The 18284-nt window shown below is 61.0% G+C and carries 16 protein-coding genes; 14 read left to right on the top strand and 2 right to left on the bottom strand.

Features of this window, described 5'->3' with window-relative positions; all coding sequences use genetic code 11:
• Positions 1–245 precede the first annotated feature (245 nt).
• From rpsB to lpxB, 13 genes are all read left to right on the top strand, one after another.
• Entirely contained in the window at positions 246–1025 is a 780-nt protein-coding gene (rpsB, locus tag VH564_RS19595; protein ID WP_423341540.1) for a 30S ribosomal protein S2, read from the top strand.
• Positions 1026–1280: 255 nt separating this feature from the next.
• Complete coding sequence (tsf, locus tag VH564_RS19590) at positions 1281–2207, top strand: translation elongation factor Ts (protein WP_423341539.1); 927 nt, start codon at positions 1281–1283, stop codon at positions 2205–2207.
• A 98-nt stretch (positions 2208–2305) separates the two neighbouring features.
• Positions 2306–3025 (top strand): UMP kinase, encoded by a 720-nt coding sequence (pyrH, locus tag VH564_RS19585; protein WP_423341538.1) that lies wholly within the window; start codon positions 2306–2308, stop codon positions 3023–3025.
• Between the two features lie 52 nt (positions 3026–3077).
• Positions 3078–3638: a ribosome recycling factor gene (gene frr / locus VH564_RS19580; RefSeq protein WP_423341537.1), complete on the top strand. Its 561-nt coding sequence runs from the start codon at positions 3078–3080 to the stop codon at positions 3636–3638.
• A gap of 45 nt (positions 3639–3683) precedes the next feature.
• Positions 3684–4430: an isoprenyl transferase gene (locus tag VH564_RS19575; protein WP_423341536.1), complete on the top strand. Its 747-nt coding sequence runs from the start codon at positions 3684–3686 to the stop codon at positions 4428–4430.
• Positions 4430–5263: a phosphatidate cytidylyltransferase gene (locus VH564_RS19570; protein ID WP_423341535.1), complete on the top strand. Its 834-nt coding sequence runs from the start codon at positions 4430–4432 to the stop codon at positions 5261–5263. The genes VH564_RS19575 and VH564_RS19570 overlap by 1 nt, the downstream gene beginning before the upstream one ends.
• A 24-nt stretch (positions 5264–5287) precedes the next feature.
• The gene (gene rseP / locus VH564_RS19565) at positions 5288–6409 is read left to right on the top strand and encodes an RIP metalloprotease RseP (protein WP_423341534.1); all 1122 of its coding nucleotides are present in this window, start codon (positions 5288–5290) and stop codon (positions 6407–6409) included.
• A 194-nt stretch (positions 6410–6603) separates the two neighbouring features.
• Entirely contained in the window at positions 6604–8940 is a 2337-nt protein-coding gene (gene bamA, locus VH564_RS19560; protein ID WP_423341533.1) for an outer membrane protein assembly factor BamA, read from the top strand.
• A 52-nt stretch (positions 8941–8992) separates the two neighbouring features.
• A complete protein-coding gene (lpxD, locus tag VH564_RS19555) occupies positions 8993–10057 on the top strand; it encodes a UDP-3-O-(3-hydroxymyristoyl)glucosamine N-acyltransferase (RefSeq protein ID WP_423341532.1) in 1065 nt (354 codons plus the stop codon).
• On the top strand, positions 10050–10517 hold the full coding sequence (fabZ, locus tag VH564_RS19550) for a 3-hydroxyacyl-ACP dehydratase FabZ (RefSeq protein WP_423341531.1): 468 nt from the start codon (positions 10050–10052) through the stop codon (positions 10515–10517). The genes lpxD and fabZ overlap by 8 nt, the downstream gene beginning before the upstream one ends.
• Entirely contained in the window at positions 10514–11332 is an 819-nt protein-coding gene (gene lpxA, locus VH564_RS19545) for an acyl-ACP--UDP-N-acetylglucosamine O-acyltransferase (RefSeq protein WP_423341530.1), read from the top strand. The genes fabZ and lpxA overlap by 4 nt, the downstream gene beginning before the upstream one ends.
• A 1-nt stretch (position 11333) precedes the next feature.
• Positions 11334–12215 (top strand): LpxI family protein, encoded by an 882-nt coding sequence (locus VH564_RS19540; protein WP_423341529.1) that lies wholly within the window; start codon positions 11334–11336, stop codon positions 12213–12215.
• Positions 12212–13393: a lipid-A-disaccharide synthase gene (lpxB, locus tag VH564_RS19535; RefSeq protein WP_423341528.1), complete on the top strand. Its 1182-nt coding sequence runs from the start codon at positions 12212–12214 to the stop codon at positions 13391–13393. Before VH564_RS19540 ends, lpxB begins: the two co-directional genes overlap by 4 nt.
• A 29-nt stretch (positions 13394–13422) precedes the next feature.
• Here lpxB and gltA read toward each other — a convergent pair whose 3' ends face one another.
• Positions 13423–14712, bottom strand: a complete 1290-nt coding sequence (gene gltA, locus VH564_RS19530; RefSeq protein ID WP_423341527.1) for a citrate synthase — start codon at positions 14710–14712, stop codon at positions 13423–13425.
• Positions 14713–15012: 300 nt separating this feature from the next.
• Between gltA and VH564_RS19525 the strand changes: the two genes are divergently transcribed.
• Positions 15013–17472, top strand: coding sequence for a ComEC/Rec2 family competence protein (locus VH564_RS19525; RefSeq protein ID WP_423341526.1), 2460 nt, complete (start codon positions 15013–15015; stop codon positions 17470–17472).
• On the opposite strand, the gene lexA is transcribed toward VH564_RS19525, so the two are convergent.
• Entirely contained in the window at positions 17453–18169 is a 717-nt protein-coding gene (lexA, locus tag VH564_RS19520; RefSeq protein WP_423341525.1) for a transcriptional repressor LexA, read from the bottom strand. The genes VH564_RS19525 and lexA overlap by 20 nt on opposite strands.
• Between the last annotated feature and the right edge of the window lie 115 nt (positions 18170–18284).

Genomic DNA, 18284 nt, shown 5'->3' with positions numbered 1-18284 from the left:
CCCGGGTGCAAGCCCGGTGATGACGACGTTCGGTCGAGTGGGCCGGTCCAGACTTCGCAGGCTGCTGTGCATTTCTCACGGCGTCACGCTTGCTTTTCCCGTTCGTTAAGGGTATGGGCACCCCTATTCCACACGTGAGGCAAGGGATTGTCCGGGAGAAATCCGGACCGTTCCACCCGGTGGTATCTTCTTCGAAGATGCTGTTCGCCTTGCGGAGGTTCAACCGGATAAGGAGTAACTTAGGCATGGCATTGCCCGATTTTTCTATGCGCCAGCTTCTCGAAGCCGGCGTTCACTTCGGCCACCAGACACATCGCTGGAACCCGAAGATGAAGCCATATATCTTTGGCGACCGCAGCAACATCCACATCATCGACCTTCAGCAGACCGTTCCGCTTCTGAGCCGCGCCCTGCAGGTTGTCAGCGACACCGTAGCCCGTGGCGGCCGCGTCCTGTTCGTCGGCACCAAGCGCCAGGCATCGGAAATCATCGCTGATTCGGCCAAGCGTTCGGCCCAGTACTACGTCAACTCGCGTTGGCTCGGCGGCATGATGACGAACTGGAAGACCATCTCCAATTCGATCCAGCGCCTGCGCAAGCTCGACGAGATCCTCAATGGCGACGCCCAGGGCTTCACCAAGAAGGAACGCCTGAACCTCGAGCGCGAACGCGAAAAGCTGGACAAGGCTCTCGGCGGTATCCGCGACATGGGCGGCACCCCTGACCTGATGTTCATCATCGACACCAACAAGGAAAAGATCGCCATCGACGAAGCAAAGCGTCTTGGCATTCCGGTTGTTGCGATCATCGACTCGAACTGCGATCCGGACCAGATCGACTACCCGATCCCGGGCAACGACGACGCTTCGCGCGCCATCTCGCTCTATTGCGAACTGATCTCGCGCGCTGCCATCGACGGCATCGCCCGTCAGCAGGGCTCGTCGGGCCGCGATCTCGGCGCTGCTTTCGAAGCACCGCTCGAGCCGACCCTCGAAGAAGAAGCCGCTGCTGCTCCGCAGGCTTGATCTACCAAGCGGCGGGCGGGTTTAGATCCGCCTGACCGCGACTGAAATACCGGGAAGGCCGTTGGTGACTTGAGGAAGTTTCAGCGGCCTTACCTGTTTCAGGCGGAGGCGCCCTCAGGCGATCTTCGCGCAAATATTTCCACATGGCGGGCCTTCATAACGCTGTCATGCATAGGGGTACATTTCGTCCCTCACACCGGGTGCCGCGTCGGCTGATGCCGTCAGCGCACCGTACCAACCGACAAGAGGCAAAAAATGGCTGAAATCACGGCTGCACTGGTAAAGGAACTGCGCGAGAAGAGCGGCGCAGGCATGATGGACTGCAAGAAGGCGCTGACCGAGACCGCCGGCGACATGGAAGCCGCCATCGACTGGCTGCGCGCCAAGGGCATCTCCAAGGCCGACAAGAAGTCGGGCCGCACGGCTGCCGAAGGCCTGATCGGTGTCTCGTCCGCCGGCCATAAGGCCGTCCTCGTCGAAATCAACTCCGAGACCGACTTCGTTGCTCGTAACGACGCGTTCCAGGACATCGTTCGCGGCGTCGCCGCCGTTGCGCTGTCTACCGACGGCACGGTCGATGCCATTGGTGCAGCGACCTATCCGGCCACTGGCAAGTCCGTCACCGACACGATCAAGGACGCGATCGGCACGATCGGCGAAAACATGACGCTGCGTCGTTCGGCCCTGCTTGAGGTCGAGCACGGCGTCGTTGCCACCTACATCCACAACGCAGCCGGCGATGGCATCGGCAAGCTCGGCGTTCTCGTCGCGCTGAAGTCGGTCGGCGACAAGGCCGTGCTGACCTCGATCGGCCGCCAGGTTGCCATGCACATCGCTGCGACCAACCCGCTCGCCATCCGCTCGGAAGAAGTCGATGCCGCTGTCGCCGAACGCGAACGCAACGTCTTCATGGAACAGGCCCGCGAATCCGGCAAGCCGGAAGCCATCATCGAGAAGATGGTCGATGGCCGCATGCGCAAGTTCTTCGAGGAAGTCGCCCTGCTGTCGCAGGCCTTCGTGATCAACCCGGACCTGACGGTCGGCGCTGCCATCAAGGAAGCAGAGAAGGAAGCCGGCGCCGCCATCGAGATCACCGGCATGGCTCGCCTGCTCCTCGGCGAAGGCGTCGAGAAGGAAGAGACCGATTTTGCGGCCGAAGTGGCTGCTGTCGCCAAGGGCTGATCGACCGGTCTGCTTACTGCGGGAAAACCTGGGGCATCGCGTGACAACGCGGTGCCCTTCGTGTATCCGGCTTTTTACGATCAATACGAGGAGCGACCATGTCCGATCCGATTTACAAGCGCGTCTTGCTCAAGGCGTCTGGTGAAGCTCTGATGGGCAGGCAGGGTTTCGGGATTGACGTCGAAGTGGCCGACCGCATTGCCTCTGATATCGCCGAAGCCGTCAATATGGGCGTCGAAGTTGGCGTGGTCGTCGGCGGCGGCAACATTTTTCGCGGCGTCGCCGTTGCCTCCAAGGGTGGAGATCGGGTGACAGGCGATCACATGGGCATGCTCGGCACCGTCATCAACGCCCTGGCGCTGGCGACATCGCTGCGCAAGCTCGGCATCGACACGGTAGTGCTTTCGGCCATCGCCATGCCGGAAATCTGCGAGAGCTTCTCGCAGCGCGCGACGCTTTATCATCTGTCCATCGGCCGCGTGGTGATCTTTGCCGGCGGCACCGGCAATCCCTTCTTCACCACCGATTCTGCCGCTGCGCTGCGGGCCGCTGAAATGGGCGCCCAGGCGATCTTCAAGGGCACCCAGGTTGACGGCATCTATTCCGCCGACCCGAAGAAGGTCCCGGACGCAACTCGATTTGACCATCTGACCCACAGCCAGGTCCTCGAAAAGGGGCTTGCCGTGATGGACGTGGCCGCCGTTGCGCTGGCGCGCGAGAACGCCATTCCAATCATTGTATTTTCCATCCACGAAAAGGGCGGCTTCGCCCAAATTCTGACCGGTGGCGGTTACAAGACCGTCGTATCCGACAACTGACGATCCCAAGGCGCCGCTGTCCGGTGCCGATTTGCTGACGGGAGTAATGACCATGGCCGACAACACCGACCTTACCGAACTCAAGCGCCGCATGGACGGCGCGATCAACGCCTTCAAGGGCGACCTTGCTTCGCTGCGCACCGGCCGGGCCTCGGCCAACATTCTCGATCCGGTGAATGTCGAGGCCTACGGTTCGCGCGTGCCGCTCAACCAGGTGGCCAACATCACCATCCCGGAAGCGCGGATGCTGTCGGTCTCGGTCTGGGACAAGTCGATGGTCAATGCCGTCGACCGCGCCATCCGCGAATCCAATCTCGGTCTCAATCCGATCATGGACGGGCAGAACCTGCGCATTCCTTTGCCGGAGCTCAACGAGGAGCGCCGCCGCTCGCTGGTCAAGGTCGCTCACGAATATGCCGAGAAGGCCAAGGTCGCCATCCGCAACGTCCGTCGTGACGGTATGGACGGTTTGAAGAAGGCGGAAAAGGACGGCGCGCTTGGCCAGGACGAAACCCGTGCCAAATCCGATCGCGTGCAGAAGATGACGGATGAATCGATTTCCGACATCGACCGCTTGCTCATCGATAAGGAAAAGGAAATCATGCAGGTCTAGGGACCTCGCCCTTCAGCCTTCCGAAGTCGAACACACTGGATATTCATGTCAGACTCTATTCCCATCAGCGTACCCGAGCACGTCGCCATCATTATGGATGGCAACGGACGGTGGGCCAATGCGCGCGGTCTTCCACGCTCGATGGGTCATCGCAAAGGCGTAGAGGCCGTGCGCGAGACCGTCCGTGCGGCCGGCGACATGGGGATAAAATTCCTGACGCTCTTTGCCTTTTCGTCCGAGAATTGGCGGCGGCCGGAGGCTGAGGTGGTTGGGCTGCTCGGACTGCTGAAGGCCTTCATCCGGCGCGACCTGGGCGAGCTGCACAGGCAGAACGTCCGCATCCGCGTCATCGGCGATCGTCAAAACCTTCAGGGCGACATTCTGCCATTGCTGATCGAGGCCGAAGAGACCACCAAGGACAACACCGCCCTGACCCTGGTGATCGCCTTCAACTACGGGTCCAGGGACGAGATCACCCGCGCCGTCGCAAGCCTTGCCAGGGATGTCGAAGCAGGGCGGCTGCGGCCGCAGGATATCACACCTGCCTTGATCGACGCCCGCCTGGATACCGCTGGCATCCCCGATCCCGACCTGATCATCCGCACCAGCGGCGAGGAGCGGCTCTCCAACTTTCTGCTGTGGCAGGCCGCCTATTCCGAGTTCATCTTCGTGCCGGACTATTGGCCCGACTTCAGCCGCGCACTTTTCGCCTCGACCCTGAAGCGATACGCTGCCCGCGACCGCCGCTTCGGTGCCCTGTCGGCCAGCCAGACCGCCGCCGTGGGCTCGTGATGGGCTCCGAACTGCGATTGAGGATAATCTCCGGCATCGTCATGGCCGTCGTCGTTCTGGCGGCCACCTGGCACGGCGGCATGGCCTTTCGGTGGCTCGCCTCCATCATCGGCCTGCTGATCTACTACGAATGGGTCTCGATCACCGGGTTGAAGGACCGCGATTTCCGGGGGGCAGCACTCGGCTGGCTCGGGATGGTCGTCATCGTCATCGCCACGCTCGCCAAAGACTCCGTCTATGCCGTCGGCGCCTTGCTGCTGTTTACCGTGCTCAGCGTCGGCATCGTTGCCTTGCGACGCCGAAGCTGGTGGCTGCCGGGCGGGATCGTCTATGCCGGCCTGACGGTCATCTCGCTCGCCGAGATCCGGGACGACGATCTGCGCGGCTTCGTGCTGATGCTGTTCGTCTTCGCGACGGTCTGGGCGACCGACATCCTGGCCTATTTCGTCGGCCGGGCGATCGGTGGACCCAAGCTCGCGCCGCGGATTTCTCCCGGCAAGACCTGGTCGGGCGCCATCGGCGGAGCGCTTGCCGCTGTCATCATCGGTCCTGTGGTCGTCTGGTGCTTCTTTCCGAACATCGGTTTGCGCGTGGTCCTGGTGGCGCTTGTGCTGTCGGTCTGCAGCCAATGCGGCGATCTCTTCGAATCCTTCATCAAGCGGCGCTTCAAGGTCAAGGATTCAAGCCGGTTGATCCCGGGCCATGGCGGTGTCATGGATCGTGCCGACGGACTCGTTTTTGCTTGTTTTGCAGGCTTCTTGTTGGCTATCGTCATTTCTCTGATGGCCGGGGGCGAGATGTCGTCGCTCGGCGGCGCTCTTCTGGGTGTCTGAGATCGAAACAAACGGAATAAGTGAATGAGCATCATCAGCTTTCTGGTCGGTTATATCGTACCCTTCGTGCTGGTGCTGTCGCTGCTGGTTTTCGTCCATGAAATGGGCCATTATCTGGTCGGTCGCTTCTCCGGTATCCGGATCCTCGCATTCTCGGTCGGCTTCGGCCCGGAGATCGCAGGCTTCACCGACAGCCATGGAACGCGCTGGAAACTGTCGGCGATCCCGCTTGGCGGCTATGTCAAGTTCTTCGGAGATCAGGACGCCTCCAGCAAGACCGACACCGGCGCCATCGAAGCCATGACCGAGGCGGAACGGGCCCAATCCTTTGCCGGGGCCAAGCTCTGGAAGCGCGCGGCGACCGTTGCTGCCGGGCCGATCGCCAACTTCATTCTGGCCATCGCCATCTTCGCCGTTCTGTTTGCCATCTACGGGCGCCAGGTGGCCGATCCAGTGGTGGCGGAGGTCAAGCCGGACAGCGCTGCTGCCCAGGCGGGAATCCTTCCTGGAGACCTGCTGGTGGCCATCGACGGCGACAAGGTCACCACCTTCGACGACGTGCGCCGCTATGTCAGCATCAGGCCGGGCCGCAAGATCCTGGTGACGGTCGAGCGCGGGGGCGCAAAGCAGGACTTCCCGATGGTCCCGCTGTCGACGGTCATTACCGACCAGTTCGGCAACAAGATGGAACTCGGCATCATCGGCATCGTCACCAACCAGGAGGTCGGGCACTTTCGCCAGGAGACCTTCACGCCTGTGGGCGCATTGGCCGAGGGCGTTCGCCAGACAGGACACATCGTCACCGGCACTTTCGAGTATATCGGCAACCTCATCGGTGGCTACATGAAGCCTGATCAGCTGGGCGGACCCATCCGCGTGGCCCAGGCTTCCGGCCAGATGGCCTCGCTGGGTATTGCGGCTGTGCTACAGTTGGCAGCCGTTCTCTCTGTTTCCATTGGGTTATTGAATCTAATGCCGGTCCCGGTACTTGATGGCGGGCATTTGATGTTCTATGCGATTGAGGCGGTAAGGGGAAAACCGTTGGGCGCAGGGGCGCAGGATGTTGCTTTCCGCATTGGTCTGGTCATGGTGTTGTCGTTGATGGTGTTTGCAACCTGGAATGACATAAGCGCCCTGATCGGCTGAAGTAGTGCATAGGTAAATAATGCTTTATTTACGATGTTTCAAAGCAGTAGTGGCGAATGAGACACGTTTCCAAATGAAGTAAACAGAAATTAACCCGCGCGCTTGCTTGTAGGCCAAAAGCGGGTAAAACGACACACGTAGCCGGAATCGGGTTTGCTCGACCTCAGGAACGACTGAAAAAAGGTAAGAAGTACATGAAGGCTGGTTCAAGGTTTTTGAACGCGGTATCGGCGATTGCGCTGTCTGCTGGTATTGTGGCTTCGGGCGCGGGCGTCCTTACCCTTGGTTCCGCCTCGGTTGCGGAAGCCGCAGTCATTCAGAAGGTCGATGTTCGCGGTGCTTCCCGCTCGGGTGCGGATGCCGTTCGCGACAACATCACCATCAAGCCAGGCGTCACGTTTTCGAACAGCGATATCGATGACTCGGTCAAGCAGCTGTATGCGACCGGCTATTTCTCCGACGTGCACATCAGCGTTTCCGGCGGCACGCTGGTTGTTTCGGTCAGTGAAAACCAGATCGTCAATGCCGTCGTTTTCAACGGCAACCGCAAGATCAAGGACGACAAGCTGCAGGGCGTCGTAAAGACCCGCGCCTCAGGTCCTTTCGATCAGAACATCGTCAATGACGACATTAAGACGATCAAAGAAGCCTATGCCGTCATCGGCCGCAACGAAGTCAGCGTGACGACGCAGGTCGTCCCCGTTGCCCAGGGCCGCGTCAACATCGCTTTCGTCATCAACGAAGGCGACCGCACGAAGATCGACAAGATCAATTTCACCGGCAACCAGGCCTATGGCGACGGTCGCCTTGCTTCTGTCATCGCGACCAAGAAGACCAACTTCCTGTCGTTCCTGACCCGCAAGGACGTCTACAGCGCCGACAAGCAGCATGCCGACGAGGATACGCTGCGCCAGTTCTACTACAACCATGGTTATGCCGACTTCCGCATCGTCTCTTCCGACGCGACGCTGGACGAGCAGACCAACGCCTACACGATGAACTTCGCCGTCGATGAAGGCCCGCGTTACACCTATGGCGACATCACGGTTGTTTCCACCGTCGATGGCATCAAGGCCGACGAATTGAAGGGCCTGATCACCACGACGGCCGGCGACGTCTACAGCGCCAAGAACATCCAGAAGTCGATCGAGGCTATCTCCAAGCGCGTTGCCGCTGCCGGATATCCCTTCGCCCGCGTTACGCCACGCGGCACACGCAACTTCCAGAACCACACGATCGCCGTCGAATATCTCGTCGACCAGGGCGAGCGCGCCTATGTCGAGCGCATCGAAATTCGTGGCAACACGCGTACCCGTGACTATGTCATCCGTCGCGAGTTCGACCTCAACGAAGGCGATGCATTCAACCAGGAAATGATCACGCGCGCAAAGCGTCGCCTGGATGCCCTCGGTTACTTCACCACCGTCAACATCACGACCGCACCTGGCAGCGCGCCGGATCGCGTCGTCATCGTCGTCAACGTGGTCGATCAGTCGACCGGTTCGTTCGGTGTGGGTGCCGGTTACTCCGTCGGTAACAATGGCGGCCTGCTGCTCGAAGCTTCGGTAGAAGAAAAGAACTTCCTTGGCCGCGGCCAGTACATCCGCATCGCTGCGGGCGCTGGTACCGAAGGCTCGCGTACCTACAACATCTCCTTCACCGAGCCCTACTTCCTCGGTTACCGCCTGGCTGCCGGTTTTGACATCTTCAAGAACCAGACGTCGAGCGACGACTACTACGACTACAGCGAAGCAGGCTTCTCGCTGCGCGTCACCGCGCCGATCACCGAGAACCTCGCGACGACGCTGCGCTACAACTACAAGCACCTCGACTACAGCGGGACGAACGACTGGGAAGATCATCTCTCCAAGCCGTATCAGAACCTCGTGAACGACGGTCCTTGGACGCAGTCGACGGTTTCGCAGACCTTCACCTATAACACGCTCGACGATCAGAACCTTCCGCGCGAAGGCATCATCGCCAAGCTGACCCATGAATTTGCCGGTCTCGGCGGCGACTCGAACTTCTACAAGATCAGCGGCAAGGCCCGCTTGGTGAAGAGCCTGAACGACGAGGCCGACATCATCGGCTCGCTGACCCTCGGCGCCGGCTATGTCGTCTCGACCAAGGGCGACAAGCTCAACGTCTTCGACCAGTTCATGCTCGGTGGTCGTGAAATTCGCGGCTTCGAGAACACCGGTATCGGGGCGCGCACGTCCAATGGCGATCCGCTCGGCGGCACGACCTATTTCACGGCTTCCGCTGAGGCAACCATGCCGATGCCGGGCGTTCCGCAGGATATCGGTCTTCGCGCGGCTGCCTTTGCCGACGCAGGCTCGCTCTTTGGCAACAAGGCTGACCTGTTCGGCGACGTGCTGCACAATGACAGCTCGATCCGCGCCTCGGTCGGTCTTGGTGTCATCTGGGCTTCGCCGTTCGGCGTGCTCCGGGTCGACTATGCTCAGCCTGTCATGAAGGAAAGCTACGACAAGGTTCAGCAGTTCCGGTTTGGCATTGCCAACCAATTCTGATATCGGCAGGCCCAGACCCGCGGGTTAGAATACCGTCCTGGAGCTGTTGTTTATGGAATATAACCGTTTTTTCCCGCCCCATGATGGGCTCAGCCTTCGGGAGCTGGCCAATCATCTTGGGGCGGAAGTTGCCGATGAGAAGTTCTCGGAGCTTGTCATCCATTCCGTTGCCCCGGTGTACCGGGCCGCAAAAGGGGATGTCTGCTATATTCTTTCCCGGAAGAATATGGACGAGCTGAGGAGCTGCAACGCCTCAGCCATCATCTGCGCTACGGCGCTACAGTCGATCATTCCGTCTCACATTCCCGTTCTTCTATCGGACAATCCGCATGCCGCCTTCGCGCAGGCTGGTGCCTTGCTGCATCCGCAGGCCATGCGCGCCGTCACCGTCGGCAAGGATGCGAGCGGCATCTCGCCGGCAGCCTTCGTCGACCCGACGGCGCGATTGGAGGCCAATGTCCTGATCGAGCCGATGGCCGTCATCGGCGCCGATGCGGAGATCGGCGAGGGCAGCCAGATCGGCGCGGGCGCGGTCATCGGTGCAGGGGTGAAGATCGGCCGCAATTGCTCGATCAGTGCCGGCGCAAGCGTGCTTTGTGCCTATGTCGGCAACAATGTCATCATCCACAATGGCGCCCGGATCGGCCAGGATGGCTTCGGCTATGCTCCGGGCCCGGCCGGCATGCTGAAGATCGTCCAGATCGGCCGCGTCATCATCCAGGACAATGTCGAGATCGGCGCCAACACGACGATCGATCGCGGTACCATGGACGACACCGTCATCGGCGAAGGGACGAAGATCGACAATCAGGCGCAGATCGGCCACAACGTTCGCATAGGACGCCACACGGCGATCGTCAGCCAGGTTGGTATCGCAGGCAGCGCCAAGATCGGCAGCGGCGTGCAGATCGGCGGGCAGGCGGGTGTTGCGGGGCATATCCATGTCGGCGATGGCGCGCAGCTTGCCGCGGGAAGCGGCGTGATATTTGATCTTGCGCCTGGCGGCCGCTACGGCGGCGTACCGGCGCGACCTATAAAAGACTTTCTAAGGGAGATGGCTGAGACAATGGCCAAGATTGGAAATCGAAAAAAGATGCGGGGCGGCGAAAATGACTGATCAATCCCGCTCCGAACTCGGCTCTGCTGATATCCTCGAGATCATGAAGCTGCTGCCCCATCGCTACCCGTTCTTGCTTGTCGATAAAATCATCGAGATCGATGGCGACAATTCGGCGATCGGCATCAAGAACGTGACGGCCAACGAACCGCATTTCACCGGCCATTTTCCGGAACAGCCGATCATGCCGGGCGTCCTGCTGATCGAAGGCATGGCACAGACGGCAGGCGCGATCTGCGCCCGCAAGGAAGGCCAGAGCGGCAGCCTCGTGTACTTCATGACGATCGACAACGCGCGCTTCCGCAAGCCGGTGGTGCCGGGCGATCGCGTCGAGTTCCACGTCGTCAAGCAGCGTCAGCGCGGCAACATCTGGAAGTTTCATTGCGATGCGAAGGTTGACGGCTCCAAGGTCGCAGAGGCCGATATTGGCGCGATGATCGTGCGCAAGGAAGAATCATGAGCGGAACACCAAAGAGCGCCACCATTCATCCGATGGCTGTCGTCGAAGACGGCGCAATCCTGGGCGAGGGCGTTTTTGTCGGACCTTTCTGCCATGTCGGCCCGAAGGTAGTGCTGCATGACAACGTTCAATTGCTGACCCACGCAGTGGTGACCGGCCGCACGACGATCGGCGAAGGCACCAAGATTTATGCCATGGCTGTGGTTGGCGGCGATCCGCAGAGCGTGCATCACGGCGGCGAGGACACCAGCCTTACCGTCGGCAGCCATTGCACCATCCGCGAAGGGGTGACGATGAACGCGGGGACGGCAGAGTTCGGCGGCAAGACGATCGTTGGCAACAACAATCTCTTCCTGGCCAACTCGCACGTCGCCCACGATTGCCGCGTCGGCAACAACGTCATCCTGTCCAACAATGTCATGCTGGCCGGTCATGTCGTCATCGAAGACAAGGCTATCCTCGGCGGTGGTTGCGCGGTGCACCAGTTTACCCGCGTCGGCCGCCAGGCCTTCATCGGTGGGCTCTCGGCCGTCAACTACGATGTCATCCCCTACGGGATGCTGAACGGCAACCCGGGTATCCTGGGTGGTCTCAACGTCGTTGGCATGACGCGCGCGGGCATAGAGCGCCCGGTCATCCACATCGTTCGCCGCGCCTTCAAGACAATCTTCGAGGGCGAGGGTTCGATTCGCGAAAACGCCGCTGCCATTCGCAGCGAATATGTCGACTGCGCCGAGGTCATGCAGATCCTCGATTTCATCGCCGCCGATAGCGATCGCGCTTTGTCGTCGCCGCATCGCGGCAACAAGAACTAAGGTGGCCGACAAGCCGAGTGATGGGGATGGGCGACTGGCAATCATAGCCGGAAGCGGTTCCCTGCCAGTCTATCTCGCTTCCGCGGCGCGCGAGGCCGGTGAAAATCCGGTGATCGTCGTGCTCAAGGACGAGGTGCTGCGGGACTGGAGCGCCTATGATCATGCGCTGCTGGGCGTCGGCGACTTCAAGGGGTTCGAGGCGCTGTTCGACCGATACGACGTTCGCCGTATCGTCATGTCAGGCAGCGTCGCCCGGCGCCCGGAATGGCGGGAAATCCGGCCCACCTGGCAATCGATGGTGAAGATGCCGCGGGTCGTGAAGACGCTTCTCTCAGGGGGCGACGACACCGTGTTGAAGATGGTCATCGGCTTGCTCGAAGTGAAGGGCCGCCGGGTCATCGGCGCCCATGATATCGCGCCGGATCTCCTCGCCACCACAGGCACGCTCGGCCGCCACAAGCCATCAGACGAGGATCTCCGCGACATCCGGCAGGCCGCAAGGGCCGCCGATGCCCTGGGGATGCTGGATGTCGGACAGGGTGCCGTCAGTGTCGGTGGCCGGATCGTGGCGCTTGAAGGCGCCGAGGGTACCGACCAGATGATCGAGCGTGTCGCGGGCCTGAGAGCAGCAGGGCGTATTTCGCAGCGCCGCCGCGGTGTGCTGGTCAAGCTCTGCAAGCCGCAGCAGGATCTCCGCGCCGATCTGCCCTCCATCGGCGTGTCGACGATCACCAATGCCCGAGACGCGGGCCTTGGCGGCATAGCGGTCGAAGCGGGGCGCGCGCTCATTCTCGACCGGAAGGCGACGATTGCCGCTGCGGATGAAGCCGGACTGTTTGTTTTCGGCATTGATCGCGGACTGCCATCCGGAGGCCTGCAATGAGCGGCGCTGCCTTGAAAGTTGCTGTCATAGCCGGCGAGGTCTCCGGCGATCTGCTGGGTGCCGACCTGATCGCCGCATTGCGCCTGCAGACAGACAGGCCGCTCGAACTGGTCGGTGTCGGCGGCGACGGGCTGGAGGCGCAGGGGCTGAAATCGCTCTACGACTTCTCCGAGCTGTCGCTGATGGGCTTTACTCAGGTGATTGCCAAGCTGCCGCGCCTGATTTCCCTGATCGGGCTGACGGCGAAGGCGATCATCGCAGCCAAGCCCGATATTCTCGTCATCATCGACAGCCCGGACTTCACCCACCGCGTGGCCAAGCGTGTGCGCGCCGTCCTGCCGGACCTGCCGATCGTCAACTATGTCTGCCCGAGCGTCTGGGCCTGGAAGGAATACCGGGCCGTGCAGATGCTCGACTATGTCGACCATGTGCTGGCAGTCCTGCCATTCGAGCCGGAGGTGATGAAAAGGCTCGGCGGACCACCCACCACCTATGTCGGTCACCGACTGGTGACGGATCCAGACCTTCTCGAGGCGCGCCAACAGCGCGCCGTAAGGGCAGCCAGCGAATCAGTCGACAAAAAGACGATTATTTTGTTACCCGGCTCACGTTCCTCCGAGATCAGTCGCCTGATTCCCTTCTTTCGCAGCACTGCGGAAGAACTTAGCCGGCGTAGCGATTCCATGCGATTCGTGATGCCGACCGTTGCAAGACGTGAGGAACTGGTGCGCTCGCTGGTCGCGGACTGGGATATCAAACCCGAAATCGTCGTCGGCTCTGCGGCAAAATGGGACGCCTTTGCGCAAGCCGATGCGGCCATGGCAGCCTCCGGCACCGTCATCCTCGAGCTCGGGCTGACCGGCGTGCCCGTGATCTCGACCTACAGCACCGACTTCATCGTCAAGATGCTGCACAAGCGCATCAAGACTTGGACGGCGGCACTGCCCAATCTGATTGCCGATTATGTCATCGTGCCGGAGCAGATCAACGAGATGTTGCTGCCGGGCGTCCTGGCTCGCTGGCTGGAGCGGCTAAGTGGAGATACGGCGCAGCGACGGGCGATGATCGAAGGCTTCGATCTCGTCTGGCAAAGGATGCAGACCGAGGTGCCGCCGGGAGAAAAGGCGGCCTCCATCGTCCTCAGCCTGCTCGACAACAAAAAACCCGCTCATCGCTGAGCGGGTTTTTTCATCGATGCAGACGGTTTCTAGCGGCTGGAAACGGGCGTGTAATCGCGCTTTGCTTCGCCGGTGTAGAGCTGGCGAGGACGGCCGATGCGCTGCTGCGGATCCTCGATCATTTCGTTCCACTGGGCGATCCAGCCGACGGTGCGAGCAAGCGCGAAGAGCACGGTGAACATTTCCGTTGGGAAGCCGAGCGCACGCAGAGTGATGCCCGAATAGAAGTCGACGTTCGGATAGAGCTTCTTCTCGATGAAATAGGGATCGTTGAGAGCGATCTTCTCGAGTTCGAGCGCTACCTGCATCAGCGGATCGCCGGCATTGCCGGTTGCTTCCAGGACTTCATACATCGTCTTCTGCATGATCTTGGCGCGCGGATCGTAGTTCTTGTAGACGCGGTGACCGAAGCCCATCAGGCGGAACGGATCGTTCTTGTCCTTGGCGCGAGCGATATATTCGGGAATGCGATCGACCGTGCCGATCTCCTGAAGCATCATCAAGGCCGCTTCATTGGCGCCGCCATGGGCGGGACCCCAGAGGCAGGCAATACCAGCCGCAATACAGGCAAACGGGTTCGCACCCGACGAGCCGGCGAGACGAACGGTCGAGGTCGATGCGTTCTGCTCGTGGTCTGCGTGCAGGATGAAGATGCGGTCCATGGCGCGGGCGAGGACAGGATTGACCTCGAACTCTTCGCAAGGAACGGCAAAGCACATGCGCAGGAAGTTCGACGCATAGTCGAGATCGTTCTTCGGGTACACGAAGGGCTGGCCGATATGATACTTGTAGGCCATTGCCGCCAGCGTCGGCATCTTGGCGATCATGCGCAGGCTTGCGACCATGCGCTGATGCGGATCGGTGATGTCGGTCGAGTCATGGTAGAAGGCCGAAAGTGCGCCGACGCAGCCGCACATGACGGCCATCGGATGCGCATCCCTGCGGAAGCCGGTGAAGAACCGCGACATCTGCTCATGCACCATCGTGTGGTGAACGACGCGATCGTCGAAATCCTTCTTCTGCGCTGCGGTCGGCAGTTCGCCGTAGAGAAGGAGATAGCAGACTTCGAGAAAGTCGCCCTTTTCCGCCAGCTGTTCGATCGGATAACCGCGGTGCAGCAGCACGCCTTCGTCACCGTCGATATAGGTGATCTTGGACTCGCAGGATGCCGTCGATGTGAAGCCCGGGTCGTAGGTGAACGAGGCGGTGTTCTTGTAGAGGGCGCCGATATCCAGGACGCTGGGGCCGATGGTGCCGACCTTGACCGGCAGGTCGACGGTCTTTTCACCCCAAGTCAATTTCGCGCTTTGTTCCGTCATGAGATCCTCCAAGATTTGGCGGGTTGGTGCCTTAAAAAAGCACCAAAGGGTTAAGCGTCTGAAGATTAGCTATATGATCCAGACGCTAATGCCAAGTTACCCTGTCCGCTATTTGTGCATCGCGATATCAACTTTTGGGCACCATCGGCAGACGCTGCTTAACGCGGTTAAGGGCGCGTTTCTGAAGTGCGGTGCGTGGCTTTGGGCATCAGCTCATTTCAATCGATTTTTGTTGCGATATTCGAGTAAAGGTTGCAAAAATGCTCTTGGCGTGAGCGTTGCGGGCGGAGCTGAGTGCGCATGGCTGAGTTCGAAACGCGGGAGCAAAAATCGCAGCAGCGAACGCTTTTCTCGCTGGCCGAGCAGTCGCGCGACGGTCTCGTCGCTGTCCTATCGCCGCGCACACCGCCTGTGCGAACCCAACAGGCGGTGCCCTGGCCGAAGCGCGCGATCTTCGTTGCCTGGACAGGGCGAATCGCCGCCGCTCGGATGCTGGCGGAAGAGGCGTCGCATGGGCGGGGGGTGCTGGTCGCCCCCGTATATATGGGGCTCGGGGCGATCCTCTGGTTCGAGTTGCCGATGGATTCGCCCGTTACCGGTATCGCCGCCGCATGTCTGGTGTCTGCCCTCGTCCTTTCCTTCAAGCCGGATCTTCATCCCCACATGCGGCACGCGGCCTATGCCGCAACCCTCGTGCTGGCCGGCATGCTGCTGGCGCAATGGGAGAGCTGGCGCGCTTCGACGATCATGCTGGATTCGCCTGTGACGACGACGGTGACCGGGCAGGTGCAGCGGCGTGAGGTGGATGATCAGGGCCGCTGGCGCTACACGCTCGATTTGCTGGCGACGGAGGGGCCGATCGTGGGCCGGCCGCCCGATCAGATATCCGTCCTGGTGCGCGGCCAGGATGTGCCATTCGACCTCGGGGACATCATCGAGGGCAGGGCGCGGCTCAGTCCGCCGGCCGGCCCGGCATTGCCAAGCCTCCATGATTTCGCCTTCACTGCCTATTTCGACGGCACAGGCGCCAACGGATTTTTCTATGGTCAGCCGCAGCGCCTGATGTCGGCGGAAGAAGATAGCAGCGAGCGGTCTGTGCTCGACCGCGCCGACCGTTGGCTGACCGCTCTCAGGGGGCGCATCGGCGATCGCATCCGCATGCTGCTGCCAGGCGATACCGGCGCCTTTGCAGCATCGCTGGTCAACGATCAGCGTCGCGCCATTTCGCCGGAGACGACGGAGGCGCTGCGGGTCTCGGGCCTCGCCCACATCATCGCCATTTCGGGGCTGAACATGGCGCTGTCAGCCGGTATCTTCTATGTCGGGCTGCGGCATGGGCTGAGCCTCTTCCCCCGCCTGGCGCAGGCCTGGCCGACCAAGAAGATCGCCGCCATCGGCGCACTGGCAACGGTGACCGCCTACTACTTCATTTCGGGTTTCGGCGTCTCGGCCGAGCGCGCCTTCATCATGATGGCGATCATGCTGGTCGCTGTGCTGTTCGACCGGCCGTCCTTTAGCCTGCGCAACGTCGCGCTATCGGCGATCGCCATCCTCATTCTCTCGCCCTCCCAGATCCTCGGCCCGAGCTTTCAGATGTCCTATGCGGCCACGATTGCGCTTGTCTCCGGCTATTCACTCTGGAAGCGGCGGCCGGCCCGCGAGCGCCGCTTCGCCGCGTTCCGGCCGCCCATGCCGGTGCGCTTCATCGGCCGCTTCTTTGCCGGCATCGCCACGACGTCCTTCATCGGCGGTGCTTCGACCGCCATCTTCTCGATCGAACATTTTCATCGCTTGGCGACCTATGGCTTGGTCGCCAATCTTGCGGCCATGCCGATTGTCTCGTTCCTCGTCATGCCCGTCGGCATGATCGCGATGCTACTGATGCCCTTCGGCTTCGATGGAATCTTCTGGGTTGTCACCGGATGGGGACTTGATCTCGTCATGGACATCGCCCGTACCGTCGCCAGCTGGGGCGGAAATGTGCCATTTGCGCGACTGCCGTTCTGGCTGTTTCCGACCATCATTGTCGGCTTCCTGCTGATGACCCTGCTGCGCACCGCGCTGCGCCACGCCGGAGCGGTGTTGATAGCAGCCTCGGTCCTTGCTGCAGCTGTCATGCCGCCGAAGCCAATGTCCGAACTCTTGATTTCGGAAGATGGCGAACTGGTTGCATTGCTGCAGGACGGGCGTTTGGAGCCGAACCGCGAGCGTCCGCCTGACTTCATCTACCAGCAATGGCTGAAGGCGCTGCCGATCTCAGGAGAAACACCGCCGAAGATGCTGGCGCCGGATCAATCGACCCCCGCCCGTGCGCCGCGCGGAAGCCCGCGGACACGCCTCGACGGCCAACAGCAAAAGATCCTGCGGACGGCCATGGAAACCGCACTGGAGAGTGTGGCGGACGGCGGCTTTGCCTGTCACGCAAGGGATTGGTGTGTCGCCATGCTCGCCAACGGGCAGATCGTCTCGACAATTTCCGATGCCGCCTATCTCGGGCCGGCCTGCGATACCGCCGATATCGTCGTCACCCCCATAAAACTGCGGACCCAAAGCTGCCGCTCCGGCGGGACGCTCTATACCGGCGCGTCCCTGCGCAAATCGGGATCGGTCGAAATCGACCTTGCGCCCGACAGGCCACGCGTCCTGCCTGCATTCACCAGCTTAAACCGTCCATGGGAGCGCCATCGCGCCTATGACTGGCGCAAGGCGTCCTACTCGGATGCTTCGGCAACGTCACCGGTCAGTGATAGCGGCGAATAAGCCCCACCAGCCGGCCCTGGATCTTGACCCGGTCAGGTCCGAAGATGCGCGTCTCATAGGCCGGATTGGCCGCCTCGAGCGCAATCGATGCGCCCTTGCGGCGAAACCGCTTCAGCGTCGCTTCCTCGTCGTCGACCAGGGCAACGATGATGTCGCCTGGGCTTGCGGTGCTGGCATTGCGGATGATGACCGTATCGCCATCGAAGATGCCGGCTTCGATCATCGAATCGCCGCGCACTTCGAGCGCATAGTGCTCACCGGCGCCGACCATGTCAGACGGCACCATGATGTCATGGGTGTTGTTCTGGATGGCGGCAATCGGCACACCGGCCGCGATCCGCCCCATCACCGGCAGCGATACCGATCCGCTGCGATCCTCGGCCACCGGCTTTGGCGGCGTCGATGCAGGCTGTGTCTTGCCAAGGCTGCCCTCGATGACGCTCGGCGAGAAGCCGCGTCGCGGCTGCAGGCTGGCATTGTAGGCATCGGGTAGTTTGATGACCTCGATCGCCCTTGCCCTGTTCGGCAGGCGGCGTATGAAGCCGCGCTCTTCCAGTGCCGTGATCAGTCGGTGGATGCCGGACTTGGAGGCGAGGTCGAGCGCATCCTTCATCTCGTCGAAGGAGGGAGGGACACCGGATTCCTTCATTCGTTCATGAATGAAGAGAAGCAGTTCCTGTTGCTTGCGCGTCAACATTGATTTTCGAGCTCCAAGTGCGAAACAAAGCCAGAACAGACACTATATGTTCCATATGTGTTCCGCAAGGGACTAAATTTCGGTGAAGAGGTTGGAAATCGCATCATTTTGCCCG

Source organism: Rhizobium sp. HT1-10, from assembly GCF_049472505.1.
Taxonomy (GTDB): domain Bacteria; phylum Pseudomonadota; class Alphaproteobacteria; order Rhizobiales; family Rhizobiaceae; genus Rhizobium.
This window is presented reverse-complemented; position numbering and strand designations above follow the sequence as displayed.